This window comes from Brevibacterium sp. K72, from assembly GCF_050562175.1.
Lineage (GTDB): Bacteria > Actinomycetota > Actinomycetes > Actinomycetales > Brevibacteriaceae > Brevibacterium > Brevibacterium casei.
The window spans coordinates 3506251-3520914 of sequence record NZ_CP191582.1 but is presented as its reverse complement, the minus strand read 5'-3'; the positions used below and the strand labels follow the sequence as shown (position 1 = coordinate 3520914).

Sequence of the window (14664 nt, the reverse complement as noted above, 5' to 3'; positions counted from 1 at the left end):
GCCCGGCGATACGATCTGGGCATGGATCCTCTCGGGCGCTCGTACGCCGCGCGCTACTGGGCGCTCGTGCGCGAAGCGGTCGTCACGGTGCTCGTGGCCATGGTCCTCGTCGTCGTCCTCACCGAGTTCTTCGTCCACGTCTACGGGGGAGTGCTCACGTGGTTCGGGCTGATCTTCACGGCCTCCGCGGCAGCCTCCGCATTCGGGCTCGGCCTCCTCGCCGCCCGCTTGCGGTGGGAGCATTCGCATGTGCTGCGGGTCGCGTGGGTGGCCCTTGTCGGTTTCGTCGCCGCCGCCGTCTCGATCGGCGGCATGATGGTCTTCGCCGCCGCGGGAGGACGGGAGTCGGCGAAACTCGCATTGATGGTTCAGAGCTTCAGCTCGCTCATCCTCTTCGGGGCCATGGTCGTCGTCGCCGCTGCCTGGCACGGCTGGTCGGCGCTCAAGGAGCAGCGGGGCCACCCGGACTGAACGGCAAGCGGACCGACCGGGTCCTGACCGATTCGAACGCCGCTCGACACCGATATCAATCGGCTCGGAATGCGAAGACGTCATCGGCTGAGAACTCGAACGCCTCGTCACATCGATAAGCGCGCAGCCATGCTTGGCCATCGACGAGGCGAAGATAGAACCCCTTGGGCGTTGCAAACGTCTCGTCGATCGGCTCCGAGGCGATCGTCACGGCCCCGGCCGGCGCGCGCCCGGTCGACTGGACCGAGTCATGCGACTGCGGTTGGGAGAGCCAAGCAATTCTCAGGTACGGACCGCTGTCGGGTGGGCAGGGGTGAAGCCCTCGGCTTTCTGCGGTTGAGAAGATCTGGCGCAGGGTGCCTCCGGAAGTAAGCCCGAGGGTCGAGAGGCTGCGCGTGATCACTCTGATGGGTTCCGGGTCACGGCGGTCGAATGCCGGTCCGGCGATGAGCACGCGTGCGTGGTCGTTCAGGCGCACCTCCGCAGAATCGAGTGCGGCAAGCAGTCGCTGCCGGGAGAGTCCGCCGACCATCACTCGGGAGCCAGTGTCGAAACAACTCATGGCTGCACCATAGCTTCAGCCGAGTGCTCGGCAAGCGGACCGACCGGGCCAAGCGTACGGCGCGGGATACGATGAGGCCATGAAGGTCGTCAGTCCCGGATCCTACGATCCGATCACCATGGGTCATCTCGACATCATCGCCCGTGCGGCGAAGCTCTTCGACGAGGTCGTCGTCGCCGTCGTCCACAATCCCTCGAAGTCCGGCCGCTTCGACCCCGAGACCCGGGCCGATCTCATCCGCGCCTCGCTCGCCGCCGACGAACGCACCCGGGATGCCGAGAACATCTCCATCGACGTCGTCCCCGGTGGCCTCCTCGTCGACTACTGCGCCAAGATCGGTGCCCCCGCCGTCGTCAAGGGTCTGCGCTCGGGCACGGACTTCGCCTACGAGCTGCCGATGGCGCTGATGAACAAGCACCTCACCGACCTCGAGACGATCTTCGTCCCCGGCAACCCCGAGTTCGAACACGTCTCCTCCTCCCTCATCAAAGAGGTGCACAGGCACGGCGGCGACATCACGGGCCTCGTGCCCGAGCCCGTGCTCGCGGCGCTGAGCGCCGACACGTAAGGCATGGCCGCGACTCCTTCCTCCTCTCGGGCCTGGTTCACGGGCCTCGTCATCCACACTGTCCTCGCGCACGCGACGTACAACGGTGTGCGCGTCCTCATCTCCTACCGCACCCTCGAACTCGGCGGGACCGGAGTCGTCCTTGGCCTCATGACCGCGTGCTATTCGCTCGTCCCTCTGCTCACCGCGCTCTTCGTCGGCCGCCTCGTCGACCGCGGATACGCGACCGCGGTGCTCTGGGTCGGCACCGTCCTTTCGATCGCGCCCGTCGCGCTCGCCGCCGTCGCGCCCAACCTCGGCGTGCTCCTCGTCGCGACGATGAGTCTCGGTTTCGGGCAGCTGCTCACGACCGTCGCCTCCCAGGCGCTCATCCCGCAGAGCTTCCCGGCTTCCCGGCTGACGGCGAAGTTCGGCCACCTCACCCTGGGCGTCTCGATCGGGCAGACGATCGGCCTGCCCCTGGCCGGAATGATCGCCGACGCCACCGGGGGCTCCCCGCACATCGTCGGCGCCCTGTGGTTCATGACGGCTTTCTCGGCGCTCACCCTCATCGCCGCCGTTATCGTCATGCTCCGCGGGCGGACCCCTCACGTCTCCCGCGCCGAGGCGGCCGAAACCGTCCGCACCCCGTGGGCGCTGCTGCGGATCCGGGGGATGAAGCCGGCGATCCTCGCGTCGATGGCGACCCTGGCCGCCGTCGACCTCATGACCGCCTACCTGCCGCTCATCGGGCAGGAGAACGGGCTGAGCGTGACGACGGTGACGTGGCTGCTCGCCCTGCGGACCTTCGCCTCGGTGATCTCGCGGATGATCATCGGGATGCTCGCGAACCGGTGGGGGAGTCTCTCGCTGCTGTGGACCGCCTCGGCGACGGCGGGCGTCTGCGTCATCCTCATCCCGATCCTCACTCAGACGTGGACGCTGGCGATCCTCCTGGCGATCGCGGGCTTCTGCTTCGGGCTCACCCAGCCGCTGACGATGACGTGGGTCTCGACGCTCTCCGATCCGGCGAACCGGGCGGCGGTGCTCTCGATCCGGCTGGCCGGCAACCGGCTGAGCCAGGTCGCGATCCCCTCGCTCGCCTCGGTGCTCACGATCGTCGCGGGCTCCGGCATCGTCTTCACGATCTCCGGGGCGCTGCTCCTCCTCGCCGGAGGGGTGACCTGGCGCAACAGCCACGAGAAGTGGTGAGAGTCAGGGGTGACGAGGAACACCTCGGCGGGGATGAGGCGACGATTGGCAATGGTGGCCCGCGTTGATTAGAATGGTGAGTCGCGTGTGAACGCAGGAGCGGCATCTCATTCGCATACGGAGGAGAGAGCATGAAGAAGCGGTCAGAGTTCGTCTACGATCTCCGATCCATGGGATTGCTCGGTCATCCGGGTGAGTGGGAACGTGTCAATGCCACGGTGCCGGCTCCGGCGGATCTCAAGATCGAAGTGATCGGGGTCGCCGAAGGAACGCCGATGAATCTCGAGCTCATGTTCGAGAGCGTTTCCGAGGGGATCTACGTGACGGGTACGGTCTCGACCGTGGCCCGCGGCGAGGATGCAAGGACTCTCGACGAGATCGAGCTGCCCATAGATGTCGACATCAACGAGATGTACGTCTATGAGCAGGCCGATGGCGACGAGGACTCCTACGTCATCAATCGCGATCAGCTCGACCTCGAACCCGCGATCAGAGACGCAGTCGTGATGGCTCTGCCCTTCAGTCCTTCCCAGGACGGAAGCGAGGAGTTCTCCTACACCCTCGGTGAGGACATCGAGGAGGACGACAGCGAATCCGATTCGCCGTTCTCGCAGCTGAAGAACTTGTTGGATGAGAAGAAAGAGAGCTAGACGTGGCTGTTCCCAAGCGTAAGATGTCGCGCAGCAACACCCGCCACCGTCGTTCGCAGTGGAAGGCTCAGGCTCCGAACCTGGTCAAGACTGTGGAGAACGGTCGCGTTGTGTACTCGCGCCCCCACCAGGCCAAGGTCGTCGAAGACGCAGCCGGCACTCCGCTGTTCCTTGAGTACAAGGGACGCAAGGTCGCTGACGCCTGACCTGTGGAAACTGACACCACAGCAGAACTGCAGAAGAGTCTCGGGATCGACATCGATCCCGAGACTCTTCGTCTAGCGCTCACCCACCGCTCTTTCGCCTTCGAGGCCGGCGGCATCCCGACGAACGAGCGCCTCGAGTTCCTCGGCGACTCCGTGCTCGGGCTCGTCGCCACCGAGTCGCTCTACTACGACAACCCGGACCTGCCTGAGGGCCAGCTGGCGAAGATGCGCTCCGCCGTCGTCAACACGAGGGCGCTGGCTCAGATCGCCCGCCGCCACGACATCGGCCAGCACATCCTGCTCGGCAAAGGCGAGGAGCTCACGGGAGGTCGGAACAAGGACTCGATCCTCGCCGACACCGTCGAAGCCCTCATCGGCGCCACCTTCGTCTCCTCCGGTCGCGAGGTCGCGTTCGCGTTCGTCCACCGTCTCATCGACGGGATGCTCGCCGACGCCGTCAACCTCGGCGCGGGCATGGACTACAAGACGACGCTCCAGGAGGCCGCCGCCGACCTCGGGCTCGGGGCTGTCAGTTACGAGATCACCTCGACCGGCCCCGACCACGCGATGATCTTCACCGCCACCGCCCGCCTCGGCGACAACGGCTGGGGTTCGGGGGACGGATCGTCGAAGAAGTCCGCCGAGGCGGCCGCCGCCGAGGTCGCCGTCAAGGCCATCCGGACGCTCTACCCCGACTACCAGCGCTGACGCGCAGGTCGGAACCGGCACCGTGCCTGAACTCCCCGAGGTCGAAAGCGTCCGCCGCGGCGTCGCCGAATGGACCACGGGTGCTCGGGTCACCGAAGCCTCGGTCGTCGACCCCCGCATCCTCGGGACCACCGCGGCGCGTCGCATCGACGAGGCCACCGCCGCCGCGTTCGCCGAACGCGTGACCGGGGCGTCCATCACCGGGGCAGAGCGACGCGGGAAGTTCATGTGGCTCACCCTCGACGGGGATGCCGGGCTGCTCATCCACCTCGGCATGAGCGGTCAGCTGCGCGTCCACCTCGCCGCCGATGAGACGCACCGGCACACGCGTGCCGTGCTCCGCCTCGAACGCGGTGAGGAACCCTATGACCTGAGGTTCGTCGACCAGCGGATCTTCGGCCATCTCAGCGTGCAGGGCCTCGTCGCCTCCCACGGTCGGCTCGTGCCCGCCTCGGCGATCCACATCGCGCCCGACCCGCTCGAGGACGCCTTCGACGTCGAGGCCACGGTCGATGCGCTCGCGCGCAAGCGCACCCCGATCAAGGCGGCCCTGCTCGACCAGACGCTCGTCAGCGGGATCGGCAACATCTACGCCGACGAAGCGCTCTTCCGGGCCGGAGTCCACCCGCTCGCACTGCCGGCGCGGACCCGGCGCTCCCGCCTGGCCGCCGTCCTCGAATCGGCGACGACCGTCATGGGCGATGCCCTGGCCGTGGGCGGGACGAGCTTCGACTCGCTCTATGTCAACGTCAACGGGGAGTCCGGCCGCTTCGACATTGACGTAGAGCGGGTCGAAGCAAGTCGCAGACACAAAGGTCGCGATTGGCTGTGCCGGGCACCGGTCGGGCGTAGACCACCTATACCGCAGTCTGACCAGGCACGGGGCAAGCAATTCGACGGTCCTACCTGTTCAGTAGCGCACCGCCGTAACTCCGGGTCCCGGATCATGCGAGGTGCTACCCGTGCCTGAACTTCCTGAGGTCGAGGTCGTGCGCCGGGGACTCGACGAACATGTCCGCGGACGGGCGATCGCCTCGGCTGTTGTCCGGCATCCTCGTTCGGCGCGCCGTCATGTGGGTGGCCCGAATGATCTGGCTGCGCGGTTGGTCGGTGCGACGATCACGGGGACCGCCCGCCGCGGCAAGTACCTGTGGCTGATCTTGGACGGCGACGACGCGCTGCTCGCGCACCTGGGGATGAGCGGGCAGATGCTCATCACGTCCCCCGATGCTGCAGTCGGTGCGCACGAGCGCGCGCGGTTCACCTTCACCGACGGCGGCCACGATCTGCGGTTCGATGACCAGCGCACGTTCGGGCATCTGATGTACGACGAGGGCGGAGCAGTGCTCCCGTCGCCGATCGCCCATATCGCGAGGGATCCCTTCGATCCGCTGTTCGACCAGCCGGGGGTAGTTGCGGTGATCAAGAGTAAGCGCACGGGCATAAAGCGCGTACTGCTGGATCAGACGGTGGTGTCAGGCATCGGGAACATCTATGCCGACGAGGCGCTGTGGGCTGCCAAGGTGCACGGGGAGACACCGGCAGCGTCGTTGAGCAGGTCCAGGATCTCGGCGGTAATCGAGGCTGCGCGAGACGTCATGACGGCTGCACTCGCCCAGGGCGGCACCTCGTTCGATTCTCACTATGTCGACGTGGCCGGCAGCAGCGGGTATTTTGCCCGCAGCCTGAACGCCTACGGTCGTGCCGGCCGGCCCTGCAGGCGCTGCGGGACGCCGATCGTGCGGGAGAAGTTGATGAACGGGTCGAGCTATTCTTGCCCGCTCTGCCAGCGGAAACGCTAGTCGAGAGGTCGTCTCTCGAGTTGCAGGCGGACCGCGGTCGCAGTGGGGTTCGGCTCGATCCGCTGTACATAGATATATAGCGAGTCTCATCGCCGTGGATGGTGGACCGCGGTCAGCTCTGCTAGCTCGGCGAGTCCCGAGTGAACAGATCCGGCCCTTCTGAACCGGTCTGTCCTCGTGTCCTGACGTGGTGCTCGCCAATCGACCAAACCGAGATGTCGATGCCAGAACGGCTCCTCTGGCCATCGTCCCTGCCGCCATCCCTGAAGGGGGCAGCATCGTTGCGCCACTGCGCATCGTCGTGCGCCCTGGAACAGCGGTCTGTCGGATTCGCCGGTCGCGGCTCTCTTGTCTATACGTACCGGCAGACCTGGTCCGCGCTGCAGGTCTCGGGCTCGGGGTGCGCCGCGTCGTCCCGGAGGTTGGCGATGGTGTCGCGCAAGGCGGTGAGCTGGGCGATCTGCTGCTCGATGTCGCGCAGGCGCGCGTCGAGCAGGTCTCGGACGTGGGCGCACGGGGCGTGGCCGGCGTCGCGGATGTCCACAATCTGGCGGATCTGGGCGAGCGTGAGGCCGGCAGCCTGGCCGCGGTGGACGAAGTCGACGCGCGCGATTGCGTCCGGCGGGTAGTCGCGGTACCCCGACGACGTCCTGTCGGGCGGGGGGAGCAGCCCCTGCTCTTCGTAGAACCTCAGCGTCTTCGCCGTGGTGCCGGCCGCCTCGGCGAATTCCCCGATCCTCATGGCCTCCTCCATCCGTGTCGCGGCCGCGCTTGACCTTCCCCTGTACTGGAAGGTCCAGTATGGCTGAGACGGAGCAGAAATCCAAGGACTGACAGGAGCAGCGATGCCTACCAAGTACGACCTCGCCATCATCGGATCCGGAGGCGGCGCGTTCGCCGCCGCCATCCGCGCGACCACGCTCGGCAAGTCGGTGGCGATGATCGAGCGCGGGACCTTCGGCGGCACGTGCGTGAACACCGGCTGCGTGCCGTCGAAGGCGCTCATCGCCGCCGCTGATGCCCGGCATGTTGCCGTAGACGCCTCGCAGCGGTTCCCCGGCATCGCCACGGCCGCGGGACCGGTGGACATGCCGACGCTGATTGGCGGGAAGCAGGACCTCGTCGAGGGCTTGCGGGGTGAGAAGTACGTGGACGTCGCCAAGTCGTACGGCTGGCACGTACGGCAGGGCGAAGCCGCGTTCGCCGGCACCCCTGAAGCTCCGGTCCTCGAGGTCAGGTCTGCCGAGGGCGCTGTCGAGACGATCGAGGCCGCCCAGTACCTGGTCGCCACAGGCTCACATCCCTGGGCCCCGCCGATCGACGGGCTGGAGGAGGCCGGGTACCTGACCTCCACGACGGCGATGGAGCTGACCGAGGTCCCCGAGTCGCTGCTGGTGCTCGGCGGCGGATACGTGGCGCTGGAGCAGGCCCAGCTGTTCTCCCGCCTCGGATCGAATGTCACCCTCCTGGTGCGCTCCCGGCTGGCCTCGAAGGAGGAGCCGGAGGTGTCCAAGGCGCTGGCCGAGGTCTTCGCCGACGAGGGCATCCGGGTGGTCCGCCGAGCGGTCCCGACCAGCGTCGCTCGCAGCGCCGACGGGAAGGTCATCGTGGCCGCCGACGTGTCCGGCGGTTCGCAGGAGTTCCGCGCCGACCAGCTCCTGGTCGCGCTCGGCCGCCGGCCCGTGACCGATGCCTTGAACCCTGAGGCGGTGGAGGTCAAGACCGGCGAATCCGGGCAGATCGTGGTCTCCGACCAGCTGCAGTCCTCGAACCCCCGGATCTGGGCCGCCGGCGACGTGACCGGGCACCCCGAATTCGTCTACGTCGCCGCCCACCACGGCACTCTGGTCGCCGAGAACGCCTTCGCCGACGCCGAGAGGTCGGTGGACTATGCCCGGTTGCCGCGTGTGACGTTCACCGGGCCTGCCATCGGCGCGGTCGGCATGACCGAGAAGCAGGTCCTCGACGCAGGCATCCGCTGCGACTGCCGGGTGCTGCCGCTGGAGTACGTGCCCCGCGCGCTGGTGAACCGGGACACCCGCGGGTTCATCAAGATGGTCGCCGACGCGGACACCGGAGAGATCCTCGGCCTCACCGCCGTTGCCAAGGACGCCGGAGAGCTCGCCGCTGCCGGAGTCCACGTGCTCGGCAAGAGCGTCGCGGAGGTCGCCGACGCCTGGGCCCCGTACCTGACCATGGCCGAGGGCATCCGGATCGCCGCCAAGGCCTTCACCGCCGACGTCTCGAAGCTGTCCTGCTGCGCCTGACCCGACCCGGAAGCAGCACCTGCCCGAACTCAGAAATGGAGGAAACCGAAATGTCCGACCTCAGCACGCAACTGCCCGATCGGCTCAACAGGCCCGAGGAGACCGGCCTCGACCCCGGCCTGCTGGTCCCGCTGCTGCGGCTGCTCGTCGACGGCGACCCCGTCACGATCGAGCAGCTCGCCACCGCCGCCGGCCGCACCCCTGAGCAGGCCTGCAACGGACTGGCCGCCGTGCCCGACACTGAGTACGACGACCAGGGCCGCATCGTCGGCCAGGGCCTCACCCTGCGCCCGACCCCGCACCGATTCGCCGTGGCCGATCAGGAGCTCTACACCTGGTGCGCCTTGGACACCCTGGTCTTCCCTGGCCTCCTCGACCGGGCGGCCCGCGTGGAGTCTGTCTCCCCGGCCAGCGGCGAGAGGATCGTCGTCGCCGTCAACGTCGACCCTGCCACCGGCGTCACCCGCGTCGAACCCGCGAGCGCCGTCGTGTCCCTGGTGAACCCGGAGCAGATCACCTCGATCCGCTCCTCGTTCTGCGACCAGGTGCACTACTTTACATCTGCAGACGACGCCGCCGGATGGCTCGCTGAGCACCCAGGGGCTCAAGCGGTGCCGGTGATCGAAGCCCATCGGATCGGCATCGAACTCGCTTCCCACCTGCTCGACCGGCTCCGGGCCGACGCCCAGACTGCCGACCGCTGCCACCGCTGCTGCTAGCCGGGCCCCGAATGAAACGAGAACACCGATGACGACCAGACGCGACGACCGACCCGGCGGCGGCCTGGTGCTCGGGGCAGGGGTCGTGCTCCTCATGGCACTGTGCTGCGGTCTGCCGCTGCTCATCGCCGGCGGCGTGCTCGCCGGCCTCGGCGGGATCCTCGCCAACCCCTGTGTGGTAGGCACCGGCATGGCGCTCGTGGTGCTCGTCGTACTCGCCGCCGCCCACCGCCGGACCCGCAGCGACCGCACCGGCCACGACTGCTGCCCGACCATTGATTCCGATCATGCCACCGACACGAAGGAAGACCAGAACCTATGACCACCCCCCCTCACCCGCCGCGCGGCGCTCTCGTTCGCAGGCCTCATGGTCGCAGGACCGCTGGTCCTGACCGCCTGCGGCAAATCTGACGACGCCGCGCCCACAGCCGATGTCGGCTCGCCCGCGGCCGTGACCAGCATCGACGGCAGGCAGGTCAGCCTGCCCGCCGCGGGGAAGCCCACCGCGGTGTTCTTCTTCTCTGTCGGCTGCGGCGAATGCGTCGGCGGGGTCCGATCCCTCGGCGAGGCCGCCGCCAGCGCGGAAGCGAACGGCACCGGTGCCGGATTCCTCGCCGTCGACATGGATCCGCGCGAAACCAAGGAGACTATCGAAGGCTTCATGAAATACGTCGAGGCTGAACGCGTCCCCGCCGCCATCGACCAGGGCGCAACCCTGTCCCAGCGATTCGACGTCGCCGCGCTATCCACGCTCATCATCGTCGATTCCGACGGCCGGGTGACTTTCCGCGCCACCGACCCCGACGCTGAGACGATCATCGGCGAGCTCGAAAAGGCCGGGGCCTGAGCCATGGGTGGACTCCTTGCCCTCGCCTTCGCTGCCGGAATGATCGCCCCGGTCAACCCCTGCGGTCTTGCACTGCTTCCGGCATGGATCACCCACGCGCTGGGCGACGCCGCATCCTCCCCGGCCCCGGTGCGCCTCCTGCGATCGCTGCGGGCAGGCCTCGCCGTGACAATCGGGTTCGCAGGCACGCTGGCGCTGGCGGGTATCGCTGTGAGTGCCGGAGCGCGGAGCCTGATCCAGGCCGCTCCAGCACTGGGGCTCGCCGTCGGCGTCGTGCTCGTCCTGTTCGGCGCGGCGATGCTGGCCGGTCGCTCGTTCTCGCTCCGGCTGCCCGGCATCCCCAGCCGGGTCACGGCGCGTCCGCCGAGCACCGCACGCATGGTCGTCTTCGGGGTCGGCTACGCCGCGGCGTCGCTGTCGTGCACCTTCGGAGTGTTCCTCGCCGTCGTCGCGCAGGCGCAGGCCACAGCCAGCTTCGCCGGCCTGCTCCTCGTCTTCGCCGTCTACGCCGCGGGATCCGCGAGCGTCCTGCTGCTCGTCGCCGTCACCGCTGCCGCTGCCGGTACGGCGCTCTCGCGACGCATTGCCTCACTGGCACGCTATGGCCCCAGGGTCACCGCCGCCGTGCTCATCCTCACCGGGGCCTACCTGGCCTGGTACTGGTACCCGGCCGTCACCGGTGACGCTTCAGCGTTCGGCCGCACCAATGCCGTCGCCGCGGTCGCAACTTCGGTGTCTGACTGGGTCCAGGGGCACGTCGGCGTCGTGACCGGAGTGTCCGTCGCGGCCGTGTTCGTCGCGCTGCTGCTCGGAACCCTCGCCGGACGCCGTCCTATGTCCATCTGGAAGGCCAATGGAGACTGCTGCGACGCCGAGCAAGCGCACTCTGCCGACGACCGGCCGAGCGCGACGACGGAGTGAGCACGACTCTGCCGGAATCTGAGGACGATTGACTCGACGTCGTAACTACCGCCGAGCGCCAAAACTACAGCGCCAAGATCATCTGGCGGCGAATATGGCGGGGAAGACTTCCGGCCCGTACCGAGAAGGTGAGTGGACGCGACGGACGCCCGCTCATCAGGACAATGATCCGAGTCTCGGTCTTGGACTAGGCGCTCGGCTCGGTCGTGCACGACGTGCACGTCCAGAAGATCGGCAAAGCTGCGCTGCGGCTGACGCGCGAACAGGCGAGGACATCACCCGGATCTTCGCTGACCACCTGCTCGAATGTGATGGCAAACGAAAATGAGGTGTCGAAGCTGGGTCTTCGCAGCAGGGATGTAATGTCCATCCGTCGATGGCAGAGGTTTCCTGGACCGTAGATCGCTTGTGGCCGGCTCTTTCCTCGACTGCGCCCGTTCCTCTCAGGCTGAAGTCCTGAGGCTCCGTTCTCGTAACATAGGCACTGTACGTCACCACGCCCGCCGGCGTGAATCCGCCGGTGAACAGTTCAGACCCCTTCGTCACACCTCCCGTAATTCATTGCTCCTATTGTGTGACGCAGGCTACGGGGTGCACCTTCTGGCTGGCTATGGGATCGCTCGACACCCGTGCGAGCGCTGCGGAACGCAGATAGTACGGAAGAAGATCATGAACCGATCGAGCCACCTCTGCCCGGTTTGCCAGCTGGAACGATAGAGGCCCTGCTTCACGCGATGAGTGTTGCTTCGACGCGCCTTGATCAATGCACGTAGGCCCCAGCATCGATCGAATACGCCCCGCCGGATGCAAGAACTCGGTGAAGTAGAACTGAACCGGACTCCGAAGACCGAGGTCGCACTTTCGTGACGAAACATCTCCTGTGGGTGGCGATGTTCAGCTGTTCCAGTTTCATCACGGCTGGGCATTTCGTACGCGATGATTTTCGCCCGGCCTCGGCGAGGCGAGGTTCAGGCAGACCAGGCCGACACCGGCGACCACGAAGACGTCCGCGATGTTCCCGACGAAGAGGCTCCCGTAGGCGAGGAAGTCCGTGACGTGCCCTTGACCGATCGCGGGCGGGTTACCGAGCCGGTCGACGAGGTTGCCGACCGCACCGCCGAGGACCATGCCCAGGGCAAGGCCCCACCGCAAGCCCCGAAGCCGCGCGGCGAACACGACCACCGCCACCGAAGCGAGGACGCCGACGGCCGTGAAGATCCACGTCGATCCCGCGCCGAGCGAGAACGCGGCCCCGGGGTTGTAGACCAGGGACAGGCCGAACAAGTCGCCGAGCAGCGGGACCCGTTCGCCCGGCGTCAGCCGCGCGGCCGCGAGGGCCTTCGTCCCCTGGTCCAGAGCGAGGCCGAGCGCGCCGACGGCGAGAGCTGCGCCGACCGCCCGCCGGGTGGGAGGAGGCGGGGCCTTCTCGTCCGCGACGCCGGCGTCAGCCGTCTCGACGGCATCCGGCACGTTCACGAGGCGGTCTTCCTCGTCCTGGCGGCGCGGAGCCCGTTGAGGATCACTATCACCTCGGCGATCTCGTGCACCAGCACCACCGCTGCGAGGCCGAGCACGCCGAACAGCGCCAGCGGCAGCAGCGCGGTGATGATCAGCAGGGACAGGATGATGTTCTGGTTGATGATGTGCCTGCCGCGGCGGGCGTGGTCGAACGCGCGCGGGAGGAGCCGGAAGTCGTGGCCGGTGAAGGCGACGTCGGCGGACTCGATCGCGGCGTCGGAGCCGGTCGCGCCCATCGCGATGCCGATGTCCGCGGCGGCCAGGGCGGGGGCGTCGTTGATGCCGTCGCCGATCATCGCGACCGAGCCGTGCCTGCCCAGCTCGCTGATCGCGGCGGCCTTGTCCTCCGGGCGCAGCTCGGCGCGCACGTCGTCGATCCCGGCCTGCGCGGCCAGCGCCCGGGCGGTGCGGGCGTTGTCGCCGGTGAGCATGGTCATCCCGACGCCCTGGGCGGCGAGGGTGCGGACCACCTCGGGGACCTCGGGGCGCAGCTCATCGCGGACCCCGATCGCCGCGACCGGAGCCCCGTCGCGGTGCACGATCACGACGGTCATGCCCTGCTCCTCCAGGCCCGCGACCTGGTCCTTGAGCGTTCCCGCGTCCAGCCAGCGGGGGCTGCCGACGGTGACCCGGGCCCCGTCGAGGGTGCCCTCGATGCCGTGCCCGGCCTGCTCGGTCACGTCCAGGGCGGCGGGGGCTCCGGGCGAGGCGGCGGTGATCGCGGCGGCCAGCGGGTGGGTGCTGTGCTGCTCCAGGGATGCCGCCCAGGCCAGGGCTTGCGCCTCGTCCACTCCGTCCGTGGTGAGGACGGCGGTGACGGCGGGCTCGTTGCGGGTGAGGGTGCCGGTCTTGTCGACGGCGACGTGGCGGATCACGCCGAACCGTTCGAACACGGCACCGGATTTGATGATCACGCCGAACTTGCTCGCCGAGCCGATCGCGGCGACGACGGTCAGCGGGACGGAGATCGCCAGCGCGCACGGCGACGCGGCGACGAGCACCACGAGGGCGCGGGTGATCCACAGCTCCGGGTCGCCCAGCAGCGAGCCGATGACCGCGACGAGAGCGGCGAGGATCAGCACGCCGGGCACGAGCGGCCGGGCGATGCGGTCGGCCAGGCGGGCACGGTCCCCCTTCTCGGCCTGCGCCTGCTCGACCAGCTCCACGATCGTGGTCAGCGAGTTGTCGGTGCCCGCCGCGGTCGTCTCGACCTCCAGGGCACCGGCGGTGTTGATCGCCCCGGCCGACACCGCGTCGCCGGGCTCGACCTCCACCGGGATCGACTCCCCGGTGATCGCCGAGGTGTCCAGGCTCGACCGACCAGTGCGGACAATCCCGTCGGTCGCGATCCGCTCACCCGGACGCACGAGCATCAGCTGACCAACGGCCAGATCCTTCGCGGCGACCTCCACGGACGCGCCATCCCGCCGGATGGTCGCGGTCTCCGGGACCAGCTTGAGCAGCGCCCGCAGCCCGCCGCGGGCGCGGTCCATCGCCTTGTCCTCCAGCGCCTCGGCGATCGAGTACAAGAACGCCAGCGCCGCGGCCTCCTCGACGTAGCCGAGGATGACCGCGCCCACTGCGCTGATCGTCATCAGCAGCCCGATGCCCAGCTTGCCCTTGAACAGCTTGCGGACCGCGCCCGGGGTGAACGTCGACGCACCCAGCAGCAGGCCGATCCAGAACGCCACCAGCGACGGGATCTCCGCCCCCGTCCATTCCAGGACCAGGCCCGTGCCGAAGGCGACGCCGGAGAGCACCGGGACCATGATCCCGCGGTCACGCCACCACAGGCGCTCCCGCTCCTCCTCGGCCTCCTCGCCGACCCGGGTCTCCGGCTCGTCGCACCCGCACGCCGCGCTCACGCGCCCGCTCCAGTCCCGCAGCAGCCCGGCACCGTGCACTCGGCGTCCACGCACGGCGCGTGCTCGTCCACGGCCAGCGTCACGTCCACCAGCGCCGTGAGCGCCGCCGCGAGGTGCGGGTCGGCGATCTCGTAGCGCGTCTGCCGCCCCTCGGGCTCGGCGACCACGATCCCGCAGTCACGAAGACAGGTCAGGTGGTTCGACACGTTCGAGCGCGTCAGCTCCAGCTCGCGCGAGAGCACGGCCGGGTAGCTCGGCCCGTCCAACAGGGTCATCAGGATCCGGGAGCGCGTCGGGTCCGCCATGGCCCGGCCCAGCCGGTTCATGACGTCGAGGCGAGAAGCAATAGTCAGCATGCACTGAACTATA

19 protein-coding genes are annotated in these 14664 nt (G+C 68.3%); 14 read left to right on the top strand and 5 right to left on the bottom strand.

Annotated features, from left to right (window positions below; all coding sequences use genetic code 11):
* The first annotated feature begins 21 nt into the window (after nucleotides 1–21).
* Nucleotides 22–471: a hypothetical protein gene (locus tag ACQ1RG_RS15885; RefSeq protein WP_009378255.1), complete on the top strand. Its 450-nt coding sequence runs from the start codon at nucleotides 22–24 to the stop codon at nucleotides 469–471.
* 55 nt (nucleotides 472–526) lie between these two features.
* On the opposite strand, the gene ACQ1RG_RS15880 is transcribed toward ACQ1RG_RS15885, so the two are convergent.
* Nucleotides 527–1033, bottom strand: a complete 507-nt coding sequence (locus ACQ1RG_RS15880; RefSeq protein ID WP_009378258.1) for a hypothetical protein — start codon at nucleotides 1031–1033, stop codon at nucleotides 527–529.
* A gap of 79 nt (nucleotides 1034–1112) precedes the next feature.
* Between ACQ1RG_RS15880 and coaD the strand changes: the two genes are divergently transcribed.
* From coaD to mutM (ACQ1RG_RS15845), 7 genes are all read left to right on the top strand, one after another.
* Entirely contained in the window at nucleotides 1113–1601 is a 489-nt protein-coding gene (coaD, locus tag ACQ1RG_RS15875; protein WP_009378261.1) for a pantetheine-phosphate adenylyltransferase, read from the top strand.
* A gap of 3 nt (nucleotides 1602–1604) precedes the next feature.
* A complete protein-coding gene (locus ACQ1RG_RS15870) occupies nucleotides 1605–2792 on the top strand; it encodes an MFS transporter (protein WP_009378263.1) in 1188 nt (395 codons plus the stop codon).
* 131 nt (nucleotides 2793–2923) lie between these two features.
* Entirely contained in the window at nucleotides 2924–3442 is a 519-nt protein-coding gene (locus tag ACQ1RG_RS15865; protein WP_009378265.1) for a YceD family protein, read from the top strand.
* Nucleotides 3443–3444: 2 nt separating this feature from the next.
* Nucleotides 3445–3648 (top strand): 50S ribosomal protein L32, encoded by a 204-nt coding sequence (rpmF, locus tag ACQ1RG_RS15860; protein ID WP_063249041.1) that lies wholly within the window; start codon nucleotides 3445–3447, stop codon nucleotides 3646–3648.
* A 3-nt stretch (nucleotides 3649–3651) separates the two neighbouring features.
* Nucleotides 3652–4356 carry a ribonuclease III gene (rnc, locus tag ACQ1RG_RS15855; RefSeq protein WP_430600257.1) on the top strand — a complete coding sequence of 235 codons (705 nt, stop codon included), beginning with the start codon at nucleotides 3652–3654 and terminating at the stop codon, nucleotides 4354–4356.
* A 22-nt stretch (nucleotides 4357–4378) separates the two neighbouring features.
* Entirely contained in the window at nucleotides 4379–5326 is a 948-nt protein-coding gene (gene mutM, locus ACQ1RG_RS15850) for a bifunctional DNA-formamidopyrimidine glycosylase/DNA-(apurinic or apyrimidinic site) lyase (RefSeq protein WP_430600256.1), read from the top strand.
* Nucleotides 5319–6158: a bifunctional DNA-formamidopyrimidine glycosylase/DNA-(apurinic or apyrimidinic site) lyase gene (mutM, locus tag ACQ1RG_RS15845; protein WP_040341752.1), complete on the top strand. Its 840-nt coding sequence runs from the start codon at nucleotides 5319–5321 to the stop codon at nucleotides 6156–6158. Before mutM (ACQ1RG_RS15850) ends, mutM (ACQ1RG_RS15845) begins: the two co-directional genes overlap by 8 nt.
* A gap of 352 nt (nucleotides 6159–6510) precedes the next feature.
* On the opposite strand, the gene ACQ1RG_RS15840 is transcribed toward mutM (ACQ1RG_RS15845), so the two are convergent.
* A complete protein-coding gene (locus ACQ1RG_RS15840) occupies nucleotides 6511–6900 on the bottom strand; it encodes a heavy metal-responsive transcriptional regulator (protein ID WP_009378277.1) in 390 nt (129 codons plus the stop codon).
* Between the two features lie 103 nt (nucleotides 6901–7003).
* Here ACQ1RG_RS15840 and merA point away from each other — a divergent pair, with 103 nt between their 5' ends.
* From merA to ACQ1RG_RS15810, 6 genes are all read left to right on the top strand, one after another.
* Nucleotides 7004–8425, top strand: a complete 1422-nt coding sequence (merA, locus tag ACQ1RG_RS15835; RefSeq protein WP_430600254.1) for a mercury(II) reductase — start codon at nucleotides 7004–7006, stop codon at nucleotides 8423–8425.
* 50 nt (nucleotides 8426–8475) lie between these two features.
* Nucleotides 8476–9144: an organomercurial lyase MerB gene (merB, locus tag ACQ1RG_RS15830; RefSeq protein ID WP_009378283.1), complete on the top strand. Its 669-nt coding sequence runs from the start codon at nucleotides 8476–8478 to the stop codon at nucleotides 9142–9144.
* 28 nt (nucleotides 9145–9172) lie between these two features.
* Nucleotides 9173–9466 (top strand): hypothetical protein, encoded by a 294-nt coding sequence (locus tag ACQ1RG_RS15825; RefSeq protein WP_009378284.1) that lies wholly within the window; start codon nucleotides 9173–9175, stop codon nucleotides 9464–9466.
* Nucleotides 9467–9511: 45 nt separating this feature from the next.
* On the top strand, nucleotides 9512–9991 hold the full coding sequence (locus ACQ1RG_RS15820; RefSeq protein WP_009378285.1) for a TlpA family protein disulfide reductase: 480 nt from the start codon (nucleotides 9512–9514) through the stop codon (nucleotides 9989–9991).
* Nucleotides 9992–9994: 3 nt separating this feature from the next.
* Nucleotides 9995–10912, top strand: coding sequence for a cytochrome c biogenesis CcdA family protein (locus ACQ1RG_RS15815; protein WP_009378292.1), 918 nt, complete (start codon nucleotides 9995–9997; stop codon nucleotides 10910–10912).
* A gap of 408 nt (nucleotides 10913–11320) precedes the next feature.
* Nucleotides 11321–11629, top strand: a complete 309-nt coding sequence (locus ACQ1RG_RS15810; protein WP_311199573.1) for a zinc finger domain-containing protein — start codon at nucleotides 11321–11323, stop codon at nucleotides 11627–11629.
* A gap of 195 nt (nucleotides 11630–11824) precedes the next feature.
* Here ACQ1RG_RS15810 and lspA read toward each other — a convergent pair whose 3' ends face one another.
* The 3 genes from lspA to cmtR are packed head-to-tail and all read right to left on the bottom strand — an operon-like array spanning nucleotide 11825 to nucleotide 14651.
* Complete coding sequence (lspA, locus tag ACQ1RG_RS15805) at nucleotides 11825–12388, bottom strand: signal peptidase II (RefSeq protein ID WP_009378298.1); 564 nt, start codon at nucleotides 12386–12388, stop codon at nucleotides 11825–11827.
* Entirely contained in the window at nucleotides 12385–14295 is a 1911-nt protein-coding gene (locus tag ACQ1RG_RS15800) for a heavy metal translocating P-type ATPase (protein ID WP_009378300.1), read from the bottom strand. The genes lspA and ACQ1RG_RS15800 overlap by 4 nt, the downstream gene beginning before the upstream one ends.
* Complete coding sequence (gene cmtR / locus ACQ1RG_RS15795; RefSeq protein ID WP_007633539.1) at nucleotides 14292–14651, bottom strand: Cd(II)/Pb(II)-sensing metalloregulatory transcriptional regulator CmtR; 360 nt, start codon at nucleotides 14649–14651, stop codon at nucleotides 14292–14294. The genes ACQ1RG_RS15800 and cmtR overlap by 4 nt, the downstream gene beginning before the upstream one ends.
* Between the last annotated feature and the right edge of the window lie 13 nt (nucleotides 14652–14664).

Excerpts from the sequence above, each read along its gene's own strand:
- ACQ1RG_RS15825 (WP_009378284.1), top strand. The coding sequence starts at position 9,173 with ATGACGACCAGACGCGACGACCGACCCGGCGGCGGCCTGGTGCTCGGG.
- merA (WP_430600254.1), top strand. The coding sequence starts at position 7,004 with ATGCCTACCAAGTACGACCTCGCCATCATCGGATCCGGAGGCGGCGCG.
- merB (WP_009378283.1), top strand. The coding sequence starts at position 8,476 with ATGTCCGACCTCAGCACGCAACTGCCCGATCGGCTCAACAGGCCCGAG.
- ACQ1RG_RS15840 (WP_009378277.1), bottom strand. The coding sequence starts at position 6,900 with ATGAGGATCGGGGAATTCGCCGAGGCGGCCGGCACCACGGCGAAGACG.
- coaD (WP_009378261.1), top strand. The coding sequence starts at position 1,113 with ATGAAGGTCGTCAGTCCCGGATCCTACGATCCGATCACCATGGGTCAT.
- ACQ1RG_RS15820 (WP_009378285.1), top strand. The coding sequence starts at position 9,512 with ATGGTCGCAGGACCGCTGGTCCTGACCGCCTGCGGCAAATCTGACGAC.
- ACQ1RG_RS15865 (WP_009378265.1), top strand. The coding sequence starts at position 2,924 with ATGAAGAAGCGGTCAGAGTTCGTCTACGATCTCCGATCCATGGGATTG.
- ACQ1RG_RS15815 (WP_009378292.1), top strand. The coding sequence starts at position 9,995 with ATGGGTGGACTCCTTGCCCTCGCCTTCGCTGCCGGAATGATCGCCCCG.
- ACQ1RG_RS15880 (WP_009378258.1), bottom strand. The coding sequence starts at position 1,033 with ATGAGTTGTTTCGACACTGGCTCCCGAGTGATGGTCGGCGGACTCTCC.
- ACQ1RG_RS15870 (WP_009378263.1), top strand. The coding sequence starts at position 1,605 with ATGGCCGCGACTCCTTCCTCCTCTCGGGCCTGGTTCACGGGCCTCGTC.
- ACQ1RG_RS15885 (WP_009378255.1), top strand. The coding sequence starts at position 22 with ATGGATCCTCTCGGGCGCTCGTACGCCGCGCGCTACTGGGCGCTCGTG.
- cmtR (WP_007633539.1), bottom strand. The coding sequence starts at position 14,651 with ATGCTGACTATTGCTTCTCGCCTCGACGTCATGAACCGGCTGGGCCGG.